This is a genomic window from Anaerotruncus sp. 1XD42-93, from assembly GCF_009917605.1.
Lineage (GTDB): Bacteria > Bacillota > Clostridia > Oscillospirales > Ruminococcaceae > Anaerotruncus.
Genome location: NZ_QZEG01000024.1, coordinates 21,025 through 41,937, shown reverse-complemented (window position 1 = coordinate 41,937; position 20,913 = coordinate 21,025). Strand labels below are relative to the sequence as shown.

The 20,913-nt window shown below is 56.6% G+C and carries 22 protein-coding genes, 1 tRNA gene and 1 other annotated feature; of the genes, 4 read left to right on the top strand and 19 right to left on the bottom strand.

Translation table 11 applies throughout. The features are described from left to right. Positions 1–252: 252 nt before the first annotated feature. The 13 genes from ilvN to D5269_RS10175 form a co-directional block, all read right to left on the bottom strand. Positions 253–747, bottom strand: coding sequence for an acetolactate synthase small subunit (ilvN, locus tag D5269_RS10235; RefSeq protein ID WP_120485269.1), 495 nt, complete (start codon positions 745–747; stop codon positions 253–255). Continuing rightward, the gene (gene ilvB, locus D5269_RS10230; protein WP_120485268.1) at positions 744–2,360 is read right to left on the bottom strand and encodes a biosynthetic-type acetolactate synthase large subunit; all 1,617 of its coding nucleotides are present in this window, start codon (positions 2,358–2,360) and stop codon (positions 744–746) included. The genes ilvN and ilvB overlap by 4 nt, the downstream gene beginning before the upstream one ends. 11 nt (positions 2,361–2,371) lie before the next feature. Beyond that, positions 2,372–3,307: a helical backbone metal receptor gene (locus D5269_RS10225; RefSeq protein WP_158604936.1), complete on the bottom strand. Its 936-nt coding sequence runs from the start codon at positions 3,305–3,307 to the stop codon at positions 2,372–2,374. 52 nt (positions 3,308–3,359) lie between these two features. Next, positions 3,360–3,638 carry a hypothetical protein gene (locus D5269_RS10220; protein WP_016315680.1) on the bottom strand — a complete coding sequence of 93 codons (279 nt, stop codon included), beginning with the start codon at positions 3,636–3,638 and terminating at the stop codon, positions 3,360–3,362. A 45-nt stretch (positions 3,639–3,683) separates the two neighbouring features. Then, positions 3,684–3,983, bottom strand: a complete 300-nt coding sequence (locus D5269_RS10215; protein ID WP_016315679.1) for a hypothetical protein — start codon at positions 3,981–3,983, stop codon at positions 3,684–3,686. A 169-nt stretch (positions 3,984–4,152) separates the two neighbouring features. After that, positions 4,153–5,085 carry an ornithine carbamoyltransferase gene (gene argF / locus D5269_RS10210; protein WP_016315678.1) on the bottom strand — a complete coding sequence of 311 codons (933 nt, stop codon included), beginning with the start codon at positions 5,083–5,085 and terminating at the stop codon, positions 4,153–4,155. Further along, positions 5,082–6,245, bottom strand: coding sequence for an acetylornithine/succinylornithine family transaminase (locus tag D5269_RS10205; RefSeq protein ID WP_120485266.1), 1,164 nt, complete (start codon positions 6,243–6,245; stop codon positions 5,082–5,084). The genes argF and D5269_RS10205 overlap by 4 nt, the downstream gene beginning before the upstream one ends. Positions 6,246–6,262: 17 nt before the next feature. Further along, complete coding sequence (locus tag D5269_RS10200; protein ID WP_256374365.1) at positions 6,263–6,718, bottom strand: DUF6194 family protein; 456 nt, start codon at positions 6,716–6,718, stop codon at positions 6,263–6,265. A 28-nt stretch (positions 6,719–6,746) separates the two neighbouring features. Then, positions 6,747–7,607 (bottom strand): acetylglutamate kinase, encoded by an 861-nt coding sequence (gene argB / locus D5269_RS10195; protein ID WP_016315675.1) that lies wholly within the window; start codon positions 7,605–7,607, stop codon positions 6,747–6,749. Positions 7,608–7,630: 23 nt separating this feature from the next. Beyond that, on the bottom strand, positions 7,631–8,851 hold the full coding sequence (gene argJ / locus D5269_RS10190) for a bifunctional glutamate N-acetyltransferase/amino-acid acetyltransferase ArgJ (protein WP_016315674.1): 1,221 nt from the start codon (positions 8,849–8,851) through the stop codon (positions 7,631–7,633). 57 nt (positions 8,852–8,908) lie between these two features. After that, positions 8,909–9,949 (bottom strand): N-acetyl-gamma-glutamyl-phosphate reductase, encoded by a 1,041-nt coding sequence (gene argC / locus D5269_RS10185; protein ID WP_120485265.1) that lies wholly within the window; start codon positions 9,947–9,949, stop codon positions 8,909–8,911. A 12-nt stretch (positions 9,950–9,961) separates the two neighbouring features. Further along, positions 9,962–11,356, bottom strand: a complete 1,395-nt coding sequence (gene argH, locus D5269_RS10180) for an argininosuccinate lyase (protein ID WP_016315672.1) — start codon at positions 11,354–11,356, stop codon at positions 9,962–9,964. A gap of 130 nt (positions 11,357–11,486) precedes the next feature. Continuing rightward, positions 11,487–12,707 carry an argininosuccinate synthase gene (locus tag D5269_RS10175; protein ID WP_120485264.1) on the bottom strand — a complete coding sequence of 407 codons (1,221 nt, stop codon included), beginning with the start codon at positions 12,705–12,707 and terminating at the stop codon, positions 11,487–11,489. A gap of 200 nt (positions 12,708–12,907) precedes the next feature. On the opposite strand from D5269_RS10175, the gene D5269_RS10170 reads away from it, so the two are divergent. Next, on the top strand, positions 12,908–13,408 hold the full coding sequence (locus tag D5269_RS10170; RefSeq protein WP_016315670.1) for a flavin reductase family protein: 501 nt from the start codon (positions 12,908–12,910) through the stop codon (positions 13,406–13,408). 489 nt (positions 13,409–13,897) lie between these two features. Here the strand turns inward: D5269_RS10170 and D5269_RS10165 are convergent. The 3 genes from D5269_RS10165 to D5269_RS10155 form a co-directional block, all read right to left on the bottom strand. Further along, positions 13,898–13,982: transfer RNA gene (locus D5269_RS10165), tRNA-Leu, on the bottom strand. 75 nt (positions 13,983–14,057) lie between these two features. Further along, the gene (locus D5269_RS10160; RefSeq protein WP_016315668.1) at positions 14,058–14,363 is read right to left on the bottom strand and encodes a sigma-70 family RNA polymerase sigma factor; all 306 of its coding nucleotides are present in this window, start codon (positions 14,361–14,363) and stop codon (positions 14,058–14,060) included. Positions 14,364–14,419: 56 nt separating this feature from the next. Continuing rightward, positions 14,420–14,638, bottom strand: a complete 219-nt coding sequence (locus D5269_RS10155; RefSeq protein ID WP_016315667.1) for a hypothetical protein — start codon at positions 14,636–14,638, stop codon at positions 14,420–14,422. Between the two features lie 152 nt (positions 14,639–14,790). On the opposite strand from D5269_RS10155, the gene D5269_RS10150 reads away from it, so the two are divergent. The 3 genes from D5269_RS10150 (at position 14,791) to D5269_RS10140 (ending at position 17,578) form a co-directional block, all read left to right on the top strand. After that, positions 14,791–15,204 (top strand): helix-turn-helix transcriptional regulator, encoded by a 414-nt coding sequence (locus D5269_RS10150; RefSeq protein WP_120485263.1) that lies wholly within the window; start codon positions 14,791–14,793, stop codon positions 15,202–15,204. 24 nt (positions 15,205–15,228) lie between these two features. Then, on the top strand, positions 15,229–15,681 hold the full coding sequence (locus D5269_RS10145) for an ImmA/IrrE family metallo-endopeptidase (RefSeq protein ID WP_120485262.1): 453 nt from the start codon (positions 15,229–15,231) through the stop codon (positions 15,679–15,681). 216 nt (positions 15,682–15,897) lie between these two features. Then, positions 15,898–16,143, top strand: a binding site (T-box leader). A gap of 79 nt (positions 16,144–16,222) precedes the next feature. Beyond that, positions 16,223–17,578 carry a sodium-dependent transporter gene (locus D5269_RS10140; RefSeq protein WP_016315664.1) on the top strand — a complete coding sequence of 452 codons (1,356 nt, stop codon included), beginning with the start codon at positions 16,223–16,225 and terminating at the stop codon, positions 17,576–17,578. A 167-nt stretch (positions 17,579–17,745) separates the two neighbouring features. Here the strand turns inward: D5269_RS10140 and D5269_RS10135 are convergent, their stop codons facing one another. Genes D5269_RS10135 through D5269_RS10125 form a run of 3 tightly spaced genes read right to left on the bottom strand, consistent with a single transcriptional unit; the run spans position 17,746 to position 20,873 of the window. Then, positions 17,746–18,921: a SpoIIE family protein phosphatase gene (locus tag D5269_RS10135; protein ID WP_016315663.1), complete on the bottom strand. Its 1,176-nt coding sequence runs from the start codon at positions 18,919–18,921 to the stop codon at positions 17,746–17,748. Then, positions 18,921–20,624 (bottom strand): [Fe-Fe] hydrogenase large subunit C-terminal domain-containing protein, encoded by a 1,704-nt coding sequence (locus D5269_RS10130; protein WP_120485261.1) that lies wholly within the window; start codon positions 20,622–20,624, stop codon positions 18,921–18,923. Before D5269_RS10130 ends, D5269_RS10135 begins: the two co-directional genes overlap by 1 nt. 3 nt (positions 20,625–20,627) lie before the next feature. After that, complete coding sequence (locus D5269_RS10125) at positions 20,628–20,873, bottom strand: (2Fe-2S) ferredoxin domain-containing protein (protein WP_016315661.1); 246 nt, start codon at positions 20,871–20,873, stop codon at positions 20,628–20,630. Positions 20,874–20,913: the final 40 nt, after the last annotated feature.

The window sequence follows — 20,913 nt, the reverse complement described above, 5'->3', positions numbered from 1 at the left end:
ATATCGCTTCATGGCTCTATTTTCGCACTTTTATTTGGTTTGTGCAATATTTATTTTTCAAACAAGCCCTAGTGCAATGGAATCACTCCTTTATGATAAAATTAATTAAAAGCAAATTATATGTTTAAAATATATAATTTGCTTTTAATATTATATAATGTTAAGATTATTTTGTAAATATATTTTTATATTTAATACATAAAAAATATAAAGTTGTATCCGAAAACAAAATTTTTCGGATACAACTGGCAATTAGATGTTCTGGATGGCTTCCGAACCCTTTTGCAGCGCGACCATCCCGGTCCGGGCGACCTCGGCGATTCCGTAAGGGGTCAGCATCTCGAGGAGCAGGTCGACCTTCTCCGGGCGGTCGCAAAGCTCGACGGTCAGCGTGGTGTGCGAAAGGTCGACAATCTTCGCGTTCAGGATCGAAGCAATGTCGATGATCCCGCCGCGGTTCTGCTGGTCGGCATTCACCTTGACAAGGACCAGTTCCCGACGGGTCGCAGTCTCCGCCGGGAGCATCCGCACCTTGATGACGTCGATCTGTTTATTGAGCTGCTTTTCCACCTGCTCGAGGGTGCGTTCGTCCCCTCTGGCCACAATCGTCATACGAGAGACGCTCCGGTCCTCGGTTTCACCAACCGCGAGGCTCTCGATATTAAACCCCCGGCGCGCAAACAGTCCCGCTGTCCGGGAGAGCACGCCCGCCTTATTTTCCACCAGTACCGAGATAATCCGTTTCATTCGGTCGCCTCCTTCGGGTCCACCAAACATTCGATCAGGGCGGGGCCATCTGTCCGGAGCAGACGCTCGACCGCCTGTCCCAGGCTGCCATTGTCCGACACCTGCCATGCCGGGATGCCGTATGCCGCCGCAATCCCGCAGGCCGACGGGCTGCCCGAAAGGTCGACTGCGATCTCCCGCCCGCCATACCGATTTTGCTGAATTTCCCGCACCAGACCAAGGCGGTTGTTGCGGACCACCACCAGTTTGACATCTACACCATGCTGCACCGCAGTGCCAAGCTCCATCATCGACATCTGGAACGACCCATCCCCGCAGACCGCGACCACCTGCCGGTTTGGGGCTGCGAGCTTGGCCCCAACCGCCGCCGGAAGCGCATAACCCATCGTCCCCATGCCGCCCGAGGTCAAAAAACGCCCGCCCCGCGCACGATAATACCGCGCAGACCAAAGTTGGTTCTGCCCCACATCCGCAACATAGACCGCATCCGGCTCCATCTTTTCCAACAGGGCCTCTACCAAACGCCGCGGGTCAGCCGCGCCCGGTTTTTCAGTGTACGGGCGCGGCTCCTGCTCCCGCAGTTCCCGCAGATGGGAGAGCCACTGCTCCCATACCCCGGAAGGCTTCTGCTCACAAAGCTGCTCGATGACTGCACCCGCATCCCCCACCAGCGGGATGGTTGCACCGAGGTTTTTGCCGATCTCGGCGGAGTCAATGTCGATATGCACCACTTCGGTGGCCTGTTCGAGTGCAGACGGGGAGTTTACCGCCCGGTCGCCCACCCGCGCACCGATGATCACCAGCAGGTCGCTCTCCTCGACCGCGCGGTTGGCCGAGCGGAAACCGCTCTGTCCGAGCATCCCGAAATAGAGCGGGTGCGCGGACGGGAAAACGCCGATCCCCATTAAGGTCGATACCGCAGGCATCCCGCACTGCTCGCAGAACCGGCACACCCGTTCTGCCGCGTCCGCCGCATGTACCCCGCCGCCCACGCAGAGGAGCGGTTTTTTCGCCGCGCAGATCGCCTGTGCCACCCGTTTAACCTGCACCGGATGCCCCTTGAACCGGGGCTTATAGCCGCGGATGTCGACCGAGGCGGGATAGGCGAACGGGAGGGACTGCTGCTGGACATCGACCGGCATGTCGATCAGGACCGGGCCTTTGCGCCCGGTCGAGGCGATATGGAACGCCTCCTTGAATACGCGGGGAATCTCCCGCACCTCCTTGACCAGATAGCCGTATTTGGTGAACGGTTCCGCCGCACCGGTCGTATCGACCTCCTGAAAAACGTCCCGGCCGAGCAGACGGGTCTCGACCTGCCCGGTGATCACGACCAGCGGGATCGAATCCATGCAAGCGGTCGCAACCGCGGTGAACAGATTGGTGGCGCCCGGACCCGAAGTCGCGATGCAGACCGCCGGCCGGCCGGTGATCCGCGCATAGCCGGATGCGGCATGTCCGGCGTTCTGTTCCGACCGCACAAGGATATGCTGGATTCCAGAGCCGCGAAGGGCGTCATAAAACGGGCAGATCGCTGCCCCAGGATAGCCGAATACGGTGGAAACGCCCTCCTGTTTGAGCGATTCCACCATCGCCTGTGCGCCTGTGATCATCCATCTTCCTCCTAACCTTCCGGATATGCGGATTCAAACATGTGGGTCAGCTCATCGAGCATCCGCCCGCTCTGCCGCTCAAATGCGGTCATGTCAACCGGATAAAGCCGTCCATTCTGAAATGCACCGGTGGTGCTGTATACCGGCGTAGACTGAAAATACGAAGGGTCAATCGACTGGTCATAAAAGATCAGGTCGGGATAGAGGTCTACCGCCTTGTCCGACGGATAGACCCAGCCGGTAAATTCCGCCGCATCGTTCTCAACCCCGATCCATTCGAGCAGTTCCCCTTCAAAGGTATCGCCGGTCGCCATCAGGAGCGGCGGTTCCCGCAGGAGGATTCCCCCCAGCGGCTCAGAAAGATTGTCCGCGCGCGCTTTTAACGCATCATAACCCGCGCGCAGGCCGCCAAACACCGTCTGGCCGTTTTCCGCGCCATCCTCCATTCCGTCAAGGATGGTCGCCGCGGTTTCGTAAACCTCCGACAGCGCTTCAAGGCTGTCCGCCCTGCCGAGCACCACCACCTCTGCGCCCATCTGTTGGAGCCGGACCGCATCCGCCTGTGCGAGCGGTGCGAAGGTGAAAACAACATCGGGTGAAAGGGCGGCGATCGCCTCGAAGTTGGGGAGCGAGGCGGAACCACACCGGTCCAGCCCTTCGACCGACTGCGGATAGTCGCAGAAATCGCTGACTCCCGCGAGACGGCTCTCCGCCCCCAGTTCACAGAGCACCTCGGTCAAGGCGGGGGAGAGTGAGACGATCCGTTCCGGCCGTTCGGGGATACGGATTTCCCCAATCGAAACCGGGAAATTCCGGTCGACCGGCTCGGGCGCAGAGGAAGAAACCGTCCCCTGCGGTTCCTCTTTTCCCCCCTTATCCTTGCATCCCGCCGCTGTCACAGCGATCGCTGCCGCCAGCAGCAGCGCCAATAAACCCGTATGCTTCACCCATACACCCCCTTTGGTTTCCTGTTCGCAGCACGCTCCCTGTCTCACGCTTCTACCGAAAATCGTCCTCTGTAACTGCGATTGATGGATAATGCGGGAGTTCGGTTAAATCCGTGTCGAGCGGCACGCTGTAAACCATGTAATAATGCTCCGGGTTTGCTGCCGCCAATGTGCGTATCTTCTGCTCTGCCAAATCCCTGTTCTTAGTGGCATACACCACCGACACAACGCCCGCTCTGCCCGATCCCATATCTTGTATGCTCCCGCACAGGATCAGTTTGAGCTGTTCTTCTCCCTCCAGCCCCTGCCGCACATAATCCGCGTATTCCATCGCTTTTGTCCCCCTCAGATTCCGATTTGCAATTTCAGATAAACCCTAATACTGTTTCACGAGTTGTGAAATAAGCGCTCTACAGGTCTGCATCTGGATGCAGGCATAGAATTTTTCGGTGACTTCCTTTCCCTGCCCTACCGTTGTGGCATTCTTTGCGTCCTCTTCTGTCTCCCAAAGGACAAAATCCGTCCATGTTTGATCCTGTAGATAATGCTCCCACGAGAGAAACCCCTTTGCCTTGGATATGACCTCGTCATGCAGCTTTTGGGTGCATTCGATGAATTCTTCCTTGGTCACATTTTTCCTGAGCTTGTAGGAAAAGATCCACGCTGTTTTCGCCATGCTTGTTTCTCCTTTCAAGTTTGGATGGTTTGCTCTGATTTTATCATAAACACCTGTCCGGTTCAATGCATACCCTTGAAAATATGCGTTTTGGACCAATGCGGACAGAACAAGCGGCCCGGATATTGTGTATCCGGACCGCTTTTGCATGGCGGCAGAACCGCACAGTTTATACCGAAGGCTCCTTCTGGAAGTCCTTTGCCATTGTCTTGACCAATACTGCCTTCTGGGCGTGCAGACGGTTTTCCGCCTCGTCGAAAATCTCGTTGGCGTGCGCCTCGAACACCTCGGCGGTGATCTCCTCTCCCCGGTGCGCGGGCAGGCAGTGCTGCACCATCACATCCGGCGCGCATTCCCGGAGCAGTGCGTCGTTGATCTGATAGCCCTCGAACGCCTTTTTGCGCAGTTCGGCTTCGCCCTCCTGCCCCATCGACGCCCAAACGTCGGTAAATACCACATCCGCACCCGCAGCGGCCTCCTTCGGGCTGGACACCAGTTTGAACTGCCCGGGATAGCCCTTCGCAAACGCAAGTACCTGCGCATCCGGCTGGTAATCCCCGGGGGTCGCAACCGAAACCTTCATCCCCACTTTCAGCCCGCCGACAATCAGCGAATTGGCCATGTTGTTCCCGTCGCCGATATAGCAGAGGTTCAGCCCTTCCAGGGAACCTTTGTATTCCCGCACAGTCAGCAGGTCGGCAAGGACCTGGCATGGATGGCAGAAGTCGGTCAGCCCGTTGATGATCGGGATACTGCCGTATTTGGCGAGGTCCTCAACCTCCTCCTGCGCAAAGGTGCGGATCATGATGCCATCCAGGTAACGGGAGAGCACCCGCGCAGTATCCTCTACCGCTTCCCCGCGCCCGATCTGCAAATCCCGCGACGAGAGGAACAGCGCAGACCCGCCGAGCTGCCCCATCCCCACCTGGAACGAGACGCGCGTACGGGTGGAGGATTTCTGGAAGATCATGCCCAATGTCTGATCCTTCAGGTAAGGATGGCTGATCCCATGTTTCAGTTCATATTTGAGCTGGTCGGCAAGGTTGAGAATCTCGATAATCTCCTGGCCGCTCAGGTCCAACAGTTTCAACAGATGTTTCATTGTCCCAGCACCTCATTCAAAATTTCCAGTCCCCGGTCGATCTCCGCATACGAGATGGTCAGCGGCGGGAGCATCCGCAGCTTGGCCTTGGCAGTCAGGATAATCAACCCATGCCGCAGGCATTCCGCCGCGGCCGGCCTGCTTTCCAAACCGTCCAGCGTGATCCCCAGCATCATCCCTTTGCCCTCGACACTCACCACATGCGGCATCTCAAGCACCCTTCTGGTGAGATATGCCCCCTTTTCAGAGACCTCGTCGAGCAGCGTTTGGTCCAGCCGGCGCAGCACCTCGTTTGCACCCGCGCAGACCACCGGATTGCCGCCGAAGGTGGTCCCGTGGTCGCCGTATCCGAACACCGATTCGCACTTTTCCCCGAGTAGGACCGCCCCGATCGGAAGCCCGCCGCCCAGCCCTTTGGCAAGGGAGGTCAGGTCGGGGGTAATCCCGTAGTGCTCGGAGCAGAGCAGCTTCCCGGTGCGGCCAACACCGGTCTGTACCTCGTCGATCATCAGCAGGATGTCCTGCTCGGCACAGAGCTGCGCCGCCGCGCTGACAAACTCCTGTGAAAGCGGCACCACGCCGCCTTCCCCCTGCACCAGCTCGAGCAGGATGCCGCAGGCCGTCCCATCCGCAGCGGCCCGGAGTGCTTCCACATCACCCGCCCGCACGAACCGGAACCCTTCGGTAAATGGATCGTAATACTGGTGGAAAACGTCCTGTCCGGTCGCGGAAAGGGTGGTCACCGTACGCCCGTGGAACCCGTTTTCCAGCGCGATGATGGTATGGCGCCCCTTACCGTATTTGTCATGGCTGTATTTACGAGCGGCTTTTAGAATCCCCTCGTTTGCCTCCGCGCCCGAGTTTGCAAAAAACACCTTTTTCGCAAAGGTGCGCGTGCAGAGGGTTTCAGCGAGCCGGACCATCGGCTCGGAGTAATAGAGATTGGAGATATGCTGCAATTTTCCGGCCTGTGTGCAGACCGCTTTCACCCAGCCATCATCGCAGAACCCAAGCGAATCCACGCCGATACCGGTCGAAAAGTCGATGTAGGTTTTGCCGTCCGCACCAGTGCAGACGGCCCCCTTGCCGCTGACCGCCTCCAGGTCGAACCGCGCGTAGCTGTGCGCAATATACTTTTGGTCCAGCTCCTTGAATCCCATTCTGATTTCCCCGCTTTCTATTTCCGTTTACGCCGGTTGTATTTCTCTTTTGCAAAACCATATGCCTCTTCAATATATGGGAGCAGCTCCCGGAAGGTCTGCTCGCCCGGACTGAGCACTGCAATCCAGCCCATCCACGCATAGACAGGATGCGGGATCAGGCGGTCGAGCGCGGCGAAATCATACGGCATTTCAACCACCCCGCCCGCCGGCGGGCGTTTGGGCAGTTCCCCAAACAGCGCCCGGAAGGATGGTTTGCGCAGCCCCAGATTGACCCGGTAAACGCCCTCCCTGTCAAGCTGAGATGCGCGGTCATTTCCCCCGTCCTTCTCCTTAATGGTCAGGATGTACACCCCACGGGGCAGCGTTTCGCCAGGGTTGTAGTAGATCCCGCGTTCCCCCCAGCTCTCCCGCAGGACCACCCCTTCCAGATGTTCCATGCAGTATGCAAGAATCGAATCCGGTGTAACCAACAGAAACCGACCTCCTTTAGCAGAATCCTCAGCCGAGGAACATGGTACCGATCCCCTCGTTGGTCATCATCTCGATCAGGATTGAATGGGGGATTCTTCCATCAATGATGAACGCGCGGCTGACCCCCCGGCGCACCGCCTCGACACAGCATTCGACCTTGGGGATCATGCCGCCCGAGACAATCCCCTGCCGGACCAGCGCGGGCAGCTCGCTGCACCGCACTTCCGAAATCAGGGTGGCGTCGTCGTCACGATCCCGCAGCAGGCCGCGGATGTCGGTGAGCGAAATCAGGTTTTCGGCGTGCAGCTCGGCGGCGATCCGGGCAGCAGCAGCGTCGGCGTTGATGTTGTAGACGGTGCCGTCGGTTCCCACGCCCAGCGTCGCAATGACCGGGATATAGCCCGCCTCAAGCACATCGAGGATCGGAGCGGCATTCACCCCCGCTACCTCCCCGACCAGGCCGAGATCCTCGCCCGACTGCGCTTTCTCCGCGTGGATCATCTGCCCGTCGATCCCACAAAGCCCGACCGCCCGGCCGCCCTTGCGCTGGAGCAGGCGCACCAGCTCCTTATTGACCTTGCCGCAGAGGACCATCTGCACCACGTCGAGCGTTTCCTGATCGGTATACCGCAGCCCGTTGACAAACCGGCTCTCTTTGCCGGCCGCCTTGAGCGCAGCGGAAATCTCCGGGCCGCCCCCGTGTACCAGCACGATCCTGATCCCGACGAGCGAGAGCAGCACAATGTCGCTCATCACCGCCTCTTTGAGCGCGTCGTTGACCATCGCATTCCCGCCGTATTTGACCACAACGACCTTGTTGTAATATTTTTGCAGGTAAGGCAGCGCTTCCGCAAGCACTGCCGCCTTGTCGGTGTTGCTGATGTTCATATCCAATCCTCCAAACGTGCAGATTAAGTCCGATAGTCCCCGTTGATTTTCACATAATCATAGGTCAGGTCGCAGCCCCATGCGGTCGCCTGCCCGACCCCCTGATCCATGTCAATCTCGATATGGATTTCCGATTCCAAAAGCACCTGTTTGGCGGTCTCCTCGCTGAACGCGACCCCCGCGCCCCCTTCGCAGACCTGCACTGTCCCGGCCTTGGAGGAGAACTCGACCGCAATCCGGCTGATGTCAAAATCCGCATCGGTATAGCCGATCGCGCAGAGCACCCGTCCCCAGTTGGCGTCCGCGCCAAACATCGCCGCTTTCAGCAGGTTGGAACAGACCACCGATTTCGCGACCTTTTTGGCGGTCTCCTTGTCGGGCGCGCCCAATACTGTGCACTCGAGCAGTTTGGTTGCGCCTTCGCCATCCGCGGCAATCAGTTTTGCAAGCTGGCGGCAGACCATGGTCAGCGCCTGCACAAATTTGAAGTACCCGGCGTTCTCGCTCTCGATCCGGTCGTTTCCCGCCAGGCCGTTCGCCATGACTGACATCATATCGTTGGTGGAGGTGTCGCCATCCACCGAAATCATGTTGAATGTCTCATCTGCAACCACCTTGCATGCCTTGCGCAGCATCTCGGGGCTGATTGCGGTGTCGCTCGTGACAAAGCAGAGCATGGTCGCCATGTTGGGATGGATCATCCCGCTGCCCTTGGCGATCCCGCCGACCGTACAGACCCTACCTTCAAGGTCAAAGCTGACCGCCACCTCCTTGCGCAGGGTGTCGGTGGTCATAATCGCCTCGGCGGCTTCGGTGCCGCCGTCCGCACGCAGCGCTGAAACAAGCGAAGGCATTGCTTTGGTGATCGGTTCGAGCGGGAGCGGACGTCCGATCACGCCGGTCGATGCGATAATGAAATCGTCCTCTGAGAGTTTCAGAGCATTGGCCGCGCTTTCACACATCGCGTGCGCGATAAACTCGCCGTCCGCGTTGCAGGTATTCGCATTGCCCGAGTTGCAGAGAACCGCCTGGGCAGTCCCGTTTTCCAGATGCTCCTGTGTGACCAGGATCGGAGCACCCTTGACCTTGTTTTGGGTATAGATCGCGGCAGCAGCGCAGGGGGCTTCGCTGACGATCAGTGCAAGGTCACGCTTGGTGCGGTTGGCGCGGATGCCGCACCAGATACCGCTGGCCTTGAACCCTTTGGCAGCGCAGACACCGCCATCGACAAATTTAAATGACATCGCTGTTTCACTCCTTTATAATAGAAACGCTTATTTTTTAGTGGGTTGGCAGTCCATTTAAAACGCGGGCGGAACCATCCGCAGGCCAGCGGCCTCCTCCAGCCCGAGCACGAGATTCATATTCTGGATCGCCTGGCCAGCCGCCCCCTTGACCATGTTGTCAAGGGTGGAAACCACGATCAGACGGTTGGTGCGCGGGTCGGTGTGCAGGGAAATGTGACAGTAGTTGGAATATTTCACATTTTTGAGGTTGGCAACCGCGCCCTGCGGGAGCAGCTTGACAAACGGTTCCGACCGGTAGAAATCATCAAACAGTTTGCGGACCTCCGGCTCCCCGAACCCACCGGTGAGCTTCATATACATGGTCGAGACGATCCCCCGGTTGACCGCCAGCAGATGCGGCACAAAGGTGACCTGCACCGGCCTGCCCGCAAGCTCCCCGAGCACCTGCTCGATTTCGGGGGTATGTCGGTGACAGGCAACCTTGTAGGGCGCGAACGCCTCGTTGCATTCGGTGTAGTGGGTGTTGAGGGCAAGCCCGCGGCCCGCACCGGTCGCACCGGATTTGGAATCGATCACCAGTGTGTCCGGATCAACCGCGCCCGCCCGGAAGAGCGGCGCAAGCCCGAGGCAGACCGAGGTGACATAGCAGCCCGGATTGCCGATCAGCCGGGCATTTTTTAGACGGTCACGATGCAGCTCGGGAATCGAGTAGACCGCCGCTTGATGCAGGGCTTTGTCGGTGTATTCCTTGCCGTACCACTGGCGGTAGTCCTCCTCGTTTTTCAACCGGAAATCCGCGCCCATGTCGATAAACAGGGCGCCCTTGTCATACGCTGCGCGCGCGATTGGCTCCGAAAGCCCCGCAGGCATCGAACCAAACACCACGTCGCAGGCATCCACAACCGCGCGGTCGTTGGTCAGGACCCGATCAAAAATCCCGGTGAGCTGGGGGTAAACCTCGCTGACCGTCTGTCCCTCGAAGCTGACCGACGATACCGCCGCAACCTCCACATCCGGATGCGCGAGCAGCAGCCGCACCAGCTCAAGCCCGGCATACCCGGTCGCACCGATCACGCCAACCTGAATCTTTCCCATGCGCAGTCCCTCCTAACCCTGTTTTTCCCCGGACGCCCCGTCAAGAAACGCCCGGATCTGTGCGATCTGTTTCTGTACCGCCTTGGGAGAGGGGCCCCCTTCGCTCGTACGCCCATTGACGCAGGTCTCCAGACTGATCGCCTGATAGATGTCCTCATCGAAGATCGGGTTTGCATTCTGGTAGGACGCGAGCGGGAGGGTTTCGAGGGTCAGCCCCTTGGAGATGCATTCGGCCACCAGCCCTCCAGTGCATTTATAGGCATCCCGGAACGGCACCCCTTTTTTGGTCAGATAGTCGGCGCAGTCGGTCGCGTTGATGAATCCGCGCGCCGCGGCATTGCGCATGTTCTCCTTGAGGACGGTCATGGTATGCAGCATCGGTGTAAAGGTCGAAAGGCAGAGCTTGACCGTGTCCACCGCGTCGAAAACCGCCTCTTTATCCTCCTGCATATCCTTGTTGTAGGCAAGCGGCAGCCCCTTCATGACGGTGAGCAGCGCCATCAGGTCACCGTAAACACGCCCGGTCTTACCGCGCACCAGTTCAGCAACATCGGGATTCTTCTTCTGCGGCATGATGCTCGAACCGGTGGCAAACGCGTCATCCAGCTCGATAAACTTGAACTCCCACGAGCACCACGCGACGATCTCCTCCGAGAACCGGGAAAGGTGCATCATCACCATTGACAGCGCACTGCAAAGTTCAATGCAGAAATCCCGGTCGGAAACCCCGTCGAGCGAGTTCGCGGTTACGCCGGAAAAACCAAGCTTCCGGGCGGCCAGCTGCCGGTCGATCGGGTAGGTGGTCCCCGCCAGCGCACCGCTGCCGAGCGGCAGAAAGTCCATCCGGGCACAGGCATCCTGGATGCGCGAGAGATCGCGCATAAACATATTTGCATAGGCCATCAGATGGTGCGCAAACGTCACCGGCTGGGCGCGCTGGAGATGGGTATATCCGGGCATGACCGTTTCCAGATGCTCCCCGGCTTTGTCCGCCAGCTCGGCTACCAGATCGAACAGCAGGGAGGAGACCGTTTTCATCTCATCGCGCAGATAGAGCCGGATATCGAGCGCGACCTGGTCGTTGCGGGAACGCGCGGTGTGCAGCCGTTTTCCGGTATCCCCGATCCGCTCGGTCAGCACCTGCTCCACAAACATATGGATGTCCTCGGCGTTCGGGTCGAACGGGAGTGCACCCGATTTCAGATCGTCAAGGATGCCCGCCAACCCGTCACAGATCCGGTCTGCATCCACCTTTTCGATGATCCCCTGTGCGCCAAGCATCTGCGCATGTGCCATCGAGCCGGCGATGTCCTGTTCAAACATCCGCGCATCAAACCGGATGGAGGAATTAAAGTCGTTTACCCGGTCGTCCACCTCTTTGGAAAACCGTCCTGCCCACATTTTCATTCGTAAAATTCCTTTCTCACTGTCGGAACGGGTTGGAACCAAAAAGGCCGGGCAGAGGGGCGAACCCGCCGCCTGTGCCACAGCCCCGTTAACCGTTTTTCATCAAAGTTTTACTCGATTTTGCAAACCCTCACTTGATCTTCTGCTCGTCGAGCAGCGCCTTGACCTTGATCGGCAGTCCGAACAGATTGATGAAACCTGCCGAATCCGCTTGATTGTAGATTTCATCCTCACCAAATGTCGCCATCTCTTCCGAGTAGAGCGAGTGCGGAGAGGTCATGCCCGCGTCTATGATGTTGCCTTTGTAGAGCTTCAGCTTGACCTCGCCGGTCACGTTCTGCTGGGTGCTGTCCGCAAACGCGCTCATTGCCTCGCGCAGCGGGGTGAACCACTGGCCGTTGTAGATGATCTCGCTGAATTTAATCGCCATCTGCATCTTGTAGTGCTGGGTTTCCTTGTCAAGGCAGATTTCCTCCAGCTTGTTGTGGGCGTGATAGAGGATGGTGCCGCCCGGAGTCTCGTATACGCCGCGGCTCTTCATGCCAACCAGCCGGTTTTCTACCATGTCGATCAACCCGATGCCGTTCGCGCCGCCAACCTCATTGAGCTTGCGGATGATGTCGATCGGCTTCATCTCCACACCGTCCAGCGCGACCGGGACGCCCTTCTCAAACCGCAGGGTGATGTAGGTCGGCTTGTCAGGCGCTTTCTCGGGGGAGACGCCCATTTCGAGGATCTTATCGTAATCCGGCTCGTTCGAGGGGTCCTCAAGGTCGAGGCCCTCGTGGGAGAGATGCCAGAGGTTTTTGTCCTTCGAGTAGTTGGTTTCACGGTTGATCTTGAGCGGGATGTTGTGTTCTTCCGCGTAGGCGATCTCCTTTTCGCGGCTGTTCAGCTCCCAGAACCGCCACGGGGCGATGATGTCCATCGTCGGGGCAAATGCCTTGATCGCCAGTTCAAACCGGACCTGGTCGTTGCCCTTGCCGGTGCAGCCGTGTACAATCGCGTCAGCGCCCTCTTTCTTGGCGATCTCGACCAGCCGCTTGGCGATCAGCGGGCGTGCAAACGCGGTCCCCAGCAGGTAACGGTTCTCGTAAACTGCGCCCATCTTGAGCGAAGGGATGATGAAATCATCCACAAACGGCTCAGTCAGGTCCTCGATGTAGAGTTTGGATGCGCCTGTTTTGAGCGCTTTTTCCTCAAGCCCGTCCAGCTCACTGCCCTGTCCCACATCGGCTGACACCGCGATAACCTCACAGCCGTAATTTTCTTTCAGCCAGGGGATCAGAACCGATGTATCCAAACCGCCTGAGTAGGCGAGAACAACCTTTTTATACTGCTTCTTTTCCATTACAATAAACCTCCGTATGGTTAATCATTCACGATATGACCTATTATACATCATATTCATACAATTTCAACCCTTATTTTTGCATGAATATTCATCTTATTCGATTTTTTATTGGGTAACATTGCACAAAAGGGGGTTCTTTTTTCCGGGAAACGTGGTATACTGTACGGGGATATTCTATCGAAAAGGGGAATTGCATCATGAAGCAGCTTTCTATCTATGACATTACCGAAAACCCGTTTTCCCTGATCGGGAAAAAATGGGCGATGGTGACCACCCGTGTCGGTGACAAAACCAACACGATGACTGCGTCGTGGGGCGGCGTAGGCATCCTCTGGAACAAGCCGGTGGTCTATATCTTCCTGCGCCCGCAGCGGTACACCCGCGAGCTGGTCGATGCGTCCGAGCGGTTTTCGGTCTGCTTCCTGCCAGAGGACTACCGCAAGCAGCTGCAATACTGCGGGTCACACTCCGGCCGGGACGAGGATAAGCTGGCAGCCTGCGGGTTTACCGCTGCCGAGCTGGACGGCGCGCCGGTGCTTGAACAGTCTGATCTGGCGCTCACCTGCCGGAAGCTTTACTGTCAACGGCTTACCCCGGACAGCCTGATTGACCAGTCGATCGACCAGGTCAACTATCCGGAGAAGGACTATCATTTTCTGTATGTCGCTGAAATCCTGGGCGCATATGAAAAAGCATAAATGCTGACAGGCAGAGACAGGAGAAAAGCCCACCGGTCGACCGGCGGGCTTTTACGTTTTGCCGAGGTGACTGCTGTGAATGACCTCCTTATAGAAGCCCTTCGGTTGCCCGCCGATTTTGAAGGCATCCAAGTCTTCTGCCTGATAGGGCCGCTCATAGCTCATGTATCTCCAGGAACTGCGGCCGTAATCCACAAATACAATGTCGCCCTGCATTTCCGGAAAGGGCGACATTGTAGCAGATGGTTTTTTCAGGCTCGATCCGCAGCAGCATTTCGTTATAGCCAGCCATGAACCAGCAAGGTTTGGCTGATCCGATCATTGTCATTTTCCTCTGTCATGGAAAGACCTCCTAATCGAAAGATAAGGAATAAAATCCTCTATAAAGTTCTCCTTGACAGAAAAAGTTGCATATTCGCTGCACATGACACGCAGCTTAAGAAAAAATTTTATAAAAAAGGCAGGCACCCTTGGTGCCCGCCTCTTTTTTGGTGCGGGCGACAAGACTTGAACTTGCACGGTTTACACCACTAGAGCCTAAATCTAGCACGTCTGCCAATTCCGCCACGCCCGCTGGTATAATCCTTATTATACTCATCAGGGCGCTAAATGTCAACAACATGGTTTTTCGTTCGGTACAAAGCAGCTATTAAAAGATTCCGGCATCCGTAAAAAGCGCAGCGAGTTTTTGGAGCGATTGCCGCGCAGCCTTAAGTCTGCGGCTGACAGTCGAACGCTCAACCCCAAGCAGCTCGGCAATTTCCTGCTGCTTTTTGCCTTCCAAATAATAAAGCCGGATCGAATCCCGCTGGCGCGGCGGGAGGGATTTGATTGCGGCTGACAGGAATTTGCGGTACTTTTCCCGCTGTCTGGAATTGTCGTTGGCAGAGATAGGTCGGCTGCTGAGCTGTGAGAAGTCCTGCCGCAGCTGGACGGTGCGCCGTTGTTCAAACAATCAAAACTCCTCCTCGAAAATCAAAGTCTGGTGAGATAGCCGTGGTTCTGAAAAAATCAGCCGGGTTCTTTTGCATCGGCGGAGCAATACCCGTCCAGATGTTTTGCAACAACCCGCAGGTCATGCAGTTCCGTATAGAGTGTTTCGATCCGTTTCTGGAGCGAAGCAGCCTCCTGGCCGTATGCCTGTTCTGCTGCCTTCTTTAGTTCAGCGATCCGCTTTTGAATCCGTCCGGCAGCCTCTTCATATTGACAAGCGAGCTGGTGTAAATACATCGGTTAGACCCCTCCATTTTCCACAAACTGTGTAAACATATGTTCTTTTTATTAGATTATCACACGATTCGTGTTTTGTCAAGGGAAATTCAGAAAAAAAGATTTACAAATTACACAATATGTGATAATATAAAGATGTGAGGTGAGTCAACATGCTTGGAGAAAAATTGAAAATGCTGCGCAAATCTCGCTGTATGACGCAGCAGGAACTGGGGAAAGCGTTGGGAATTTCCACCAGTACAGTCGGCATGTACGAACAGGGCAGGCGAAGCCCGGACCATGCCACCCTGCTGAAGATCTGTCAGCTGTTTGAAGTCTCCAGCGATTCGCTGTTGCTGGACAGCCCCGTACTCAGTGAACAGCAGGCCGCTTTACAGAGCAATATTGACCTGAATGACGTTATAGAGGACTTCCGAGCCCACCTGCTTTCCCAGCAGGGCCTGATGTTTAACGGGATGCCGCTTTCAGAAAGCGACATCGCGCAGGTGGTAGATGCGATCGAAGTGGGAACGATGGTAGCGGTTGAGAAACTGCGCCGCCGCACAAACAATGGCGGGGAAGCCTGACAACAAGACCATAGGGAGGTTTTCATGGAACGGTTCAAATCGGCTGCGGATGCGTTGGTCGAGCGGTTCCACACCGCTGACCCGTTCGCCCTCTGCGGCTTTCTGGATGTGGAACTGCTTGAGCTGCCGCTTCCTGCGGGGATCCGCGGATTCTATGCCAGTCCGCTTGGGGTACCGATCGTCTATCTCAACAGCGGACTATCCGACCCCAAGGAACGTGCAGCCGTCTGCGCGCATGAACTGGGTCACGCGCTGCTGCACACCGGATACAACTCTTTCTTCCTGAAACAGAGCACCGATTTTGTCACTGCCCGCTACGAGCGGGAAGCGGACCTCTTCGCAGGGTTTCTCCTGCTCGACAGGCAGACCCTCGCCGACTGCCGCGCCAATGGCTGGACGGTGGAACAGGTCAGCCGGTATACTGCGCTGCCCCCAAGGGTGGTGGAACAGTGCCTGCGGGAGCGGGGACCCGTCTGATAAGAAAAAACAAGGGCGACACTTCGGCGTCCCCTGATTGGGGGGCATGAACTGCTGCATCCTGACCGGAAGCCCGCACATACGCCCGAATAAGCCTCTGGAGGCAGCGTCCGACAGTCCGAGAAAATCCTGAAAAGCCCCTTCTTTCTCATTTTCCGGATTTTTCTTGACAAATACGGCGGAGTATGCTTTAATAAATTTAGACACAATCATCACACAAAATCGTTGACAGGGAAGTAAAACGGTTTGCGCACCCACAGAGAGCCGGCGGTGGTGGAAGCCCGGCGGAAGGCGGAACCGATAAAGTAGCCCTTGAGAGCGTATGCAAACAGCAGCATTCTGCCCAGTAGTGTACGACGCGGGGAGCGCGTTACAGCTCCGGGATGTGTTTGCATCCGCAGAGTGGACGTGCTGTGTGCGTCAATGTAAGGTGGTACCGCAGGATACAATCCTGTCCTTTGTGAAAACAGAGGACAGGATTTTTTGTTTGTGTCAATGTATTGGACTATGGTTATGCGTGAAACGGAAAAGGAGTATGGTTATGTCGAAAAAATCAGCGAAGGGGCGAGGGCATTTTACCTCATCCATTGGGTTTATCATGGCGGCAGCCGGGTCTGCAATCGGCCTGGGGAATCTCTGGAAATTCCCTTATATTGCAGGCAGCAGCGGCGGCGGTTTCTTTATCGTCTTTTACATCCTGTTTGCCCTGATTCTCGGTGTCCCGATCACCCTGTCGGAGATGGGGATTGGGCGCAGCACCCAGCTCAATGCGATCGGCGCGTTCCACAAGCTCAACCCAAAATGGGCATTCGTCGGCGCGATTGACGTGCTCTGTGCGTTCACCATCCTTTCCTATTACAGTGTAGTGGGTGGCTGGGTGCTCAAATACATTTCCGTCTACCTGCTGGGCGGGGATTTTGGCGAAAGCACCTCCACTTTTTTTGGAAATTTTGTAGGGCAAGGGTTTGAATCGGCAGTCTGGCATATTGTATTTCTGGCATTCTGCGGGCTGGTAGTCATCGGCGGGGTCGCTGCCGGCATTGAGCGGGTCAGCAAATGGATGATGCCTGGCCTGTTCGCGCTGCTGATTATCGTCGCTGTGCGTTCGGCACTGCTGCCCAATGCGGTGGAAGGGCTGAAGTTCCTGTTTGTGCCCCGCTTCGAGATTTTCAGCTCCTTTTCCGAGCTGAGCAATGTGATTGTGCTTGCGATGGGGCAGGTGTTCTTCAGCCTGAGCCTGGGGCTTGGCATTACGATCACCTACGGCAGCTACTTGAAAAAGGAATCGAATATGCCCAGAAATACCTATCTGATCGTAGGGCTGGACACCCTGATCGCTGTACTTGCAGGTATTGCGATCCTGCCGGCGGTGTTCTCGTTCGGTTTTGAGCCGACCGCCGGACCCAGCCTCATCTTTGAAACCCTGCCCGCGGTATTTGACTCGATGTTCATGGGGCGGCTGTTTGGATTGCTGTTCTTTGTACTGGTCTTTTTTGCAGCGGCGACCTCCGCAATCGCCCTGTTTGAGGTGGTTGTGGCCTATTTCATCGACCATTTCCACTGGAAGCGCCGGAATGCGGCCATCATCCTGGGCAGCCTGATGGGGATTATCGGTATCTTCGCACTGCTTTCGATGGGTCCTATGCCGAACCTGACCATCGCCGGCATGAACCTGTTCGATGCGCTCGGATTCCTGACCGATAAAATTTTGATGCCGCTGGCCGCGCTGTTCACCTGTGTCTTTGTCGGGCATGTCTGGGGCATTGATAAGGTGACGCAGGAGATCGAACAGAATGGGGTGCAGTTCCGGATCAGAGGGTTCTTCACTCTGATGATCAAATTTGTTGCACCGGTCCTGATCCTGGTCATCTTTGTCATAGGTCTGATGCCTGCGTAAACTGACGAAAAGGCGTGGCTCTGTTCCGCTCCGGTTTGGAGTCTGCCCTGCAAGCTGTACTTTTGAAGCATCCGCTGCGGGACCGGGAATCAGCGCCCCCGCAGCCTGCCGCATGTTTGAAAAACAGCCCCCGCCTCTTTGCAGAGGCGGGGGCTGTTGTGCGAAGGTCAATAATAATTGGTGTGGACATGCTTGCCCATGATCTCAAGGTATTTTGCGAGATCCTCAATCAAACGCAGCTTGATCGAAAAATCAATCGACATCTCCGGGTTCTGATGCGCGGGGTTCATCGCGCGGCCCACAAACAGGTTGACGTCGGTTGCCTCCTCGAACAGCATCTGGGCAATCAGCGATGCACCGTCTTTTTTGTCCAGCCACTCGGTGTATTTATCTGACGCCGAGGCGTACTGCTTGGCGATTTCGACCACCCTGCCCATCGTCAGCACCCCCTCGGTGCAGAGATCCACCCCTTTGATGAACCCGATCGGCGGGATGTTTGCATCCAGATAGTCCAGACGGGTTTCGACCGTTGTATTGAGATACCGTGCGACCAGCGAAGAGGTGGTGCCGCCGCAGACGATCCGTTTGCCGCCCTGCGAGAAAAACTCCTCCATGACCCGCTCATCGTCCTCCTTGTTGACCGGCGGGCCAATCATCAGGTTGACAAGCTGGCGTTCCCGGATACGCAGCACCGCGATCGTGGTATCGTCACCCGGCTTATCCATATACAATTCCCGGCAGGCGTCACTGAGCATACTCGCGATGGATTTTGCCGACATCTCTTTTTTGCAGTGGGTTTCGGCGTATTCGATCACATTCGGGCGTTCCCATCCGAAATTGAGCGACTGCCCGATCCCGGCATGGATTACCCCGTCGCTCATTGCGATGAAGATGTCCCCGAGCTGGACCTCAAAATGGGACTCCAGAATCTTCTTTCCCGAAATTACCCGCTCTTCCCGCTCATACTCATAGTTTTTGCCGTTGCGAAGCACGATAATGTCCGGGTTGTCGTACTGGATCAGGTCGATCTGGTTGCCGTCGTGCACCTTAAGGATCGAGAAGGTCGCATAGGCGACCTGCCGCACCGAACAAACCGGCAGGGTCTGCGCGATGGTGGTGACACACTCCTCGATCGACATGTCCGAATCGATCATGGTTGCGATAATCTGGGAAGTCAGGGTGGAAAGGATGTTGGCCTTTACACCGCTGCCCAAACCATCCGCCAGCACCATGGTAAAGTCACCCTTTGGGTTCTGCGTCTTGACCATCACCCGGTCGCCGCAAAGTTCCTCCCCATATTTAATCAGGCTGATGAAGCCATTCTCCATAAACAGTCTGTCCATCATGTTTCCTCCGACAGAACCGTATTCTTGATCTGGGTCAGCGCCACCTTGGTTTCGGCGGTCGTCTCGCCGAGCAGCGAAGCGATCTCCTGGACGATCCGCATCTGCTTTTCGATCACCTTGTCGGTGATCTCGATCGTCTGGTCGCGGCGGGTCTTATACTTTTCGTGGCGGTTGTGCTCCGAGGTGATGTCCTTAAGCATCCCGAACAGGAGATGGTGCTCCTCGTCCCGCACGATCGAAAGCTCAACATGCTTGTCGAACTCTGGCAGATAGATATGCTTGTCGATGACATCGTTCCCCGTGTCCAGTACATCCTGGAAATAGGTCGGGTCCATCAGCTCAATAATCATCGAGCCAATCAGTTTCTGGCTGCTGATCCCAAACAGATGGCTTGCCGGCATGTTCATCTTCTGGATGCAGAGGTCCTCGTCAAGCACAATGATTGCGTTTGGGGTGATGCTGAACACGTTGTTTGAGAAGGATTCGGCCTTCTCCCGCATGAACGGCAGGCACATCCCAACGTCCGCCTTGCCGTTGAACACCGCAACCGCCTTGTCCCGGCAGGTCGGATAGCCGCAGCTTCCGCAGTTCAGCTCGTGTTCCGGGCGGGTCTTGCCCATCTTGGCAAGGATTTCGGTGAGCTGCGCCTCAGACGGGCGGTGCTCCCGCACCAGCTCGACCGGCAGCGGACGCATCAGACCGAAATCCGGCTTGATGCTGAAATCGGTCCGCCTGGAGCGGTCGGGCTGGGCATACTGGTTGACCCGGCGGCGGCTCCGCAGGATCGAATCCTTATACTGGCGCGTGAACGGGCCGTTGATGCAGCTCCCCTCACAGGCGCTCATCTCGACGAAATAGCCGTTCAGGCTGCCGTTCTCGATCTCCTTGATCGCATTGATGCAGTTTTCCACCCCGTCAACCGGCAGGTATTCATAACCGCTCTCAAAGTCGAGGTCCATACACTCGATGATTCCGCCCGTCTTGGGGAAAAACCGGGACAGACGTCCATCCCCCTCGGGCTGTCCATCTGCCTCAAGCGCTTCCACCTTGATCTCGCGCCGGATGAGCCACTGTTCCAGCTCGTCAAAGGTCAGTACACAGTCTATGTAGCCGGGCAGCTTGTGCATCTCCTCCTTCTTGGAGATACACGGGCCGATAAACACAACATACGCATCCGGGAATTCCGCCTTGATCTGGCGCGCGCTGGCGAGCATCGGGGAGATGACCGGTGCGACGTACGGCAGCGCAGCCGGATAGTATTTCTGGATCAGGGAGACGACAGTTGGGCAGCAGGAAGAGATGATGACCTCCTGCTGATGCTCACGGATCATCCGCTCATACTCCCGCTTGACGATATATGCGCCTTCGGCTGTCTCGCGCACAGCGAAGAACCCCAGCTTTTTCAGCAGCGTTTCGAACTGCCCGATCCCATCAACCGGGAACTCGCTGATGAACGAGGGGGCCACGCTCGCGACCACCTTTTTGCCGCTGCCGATCGCGCCGATCACCTCGGTGAGGTCGTTGCGGACCTTCTTGGCATTCTGCGGGCAGGTGACCACGCACCGTCCGCAGAGGATGCAGTCCTGATTGATGATTTTGGCCTGGTTATCGGCAAAGCGGATCGACTTCACCGGGCAGACCCGGATGCATTTATGGCAGTTTTTACAGTTCGCTTTTTTCAGGCTGAGTACGTCGGTCATTCCTCACTGCAGCTCCTTCATCACTTTTTCCCTGAAAATTTCTTCGGCATTTTCCGGGTTCACACCGGTCACGATCTCATCGTCGATCCGGACCGCGACCCCCTGCTGGCATTTCCCCAGGCAGAACGATGCACTGAGGTTGACCTGTTCCGCAAGCTGGTTCTGTGCGATCATCCGTTTAAAGACATTGATAATATCGTAGGAACCTTTGAGGTGGCATGAGCTTCCAATACACACAGAAATATTCATACAAACACAAATCCCCTTCCCGCCGGATTCCGGCTTTCAG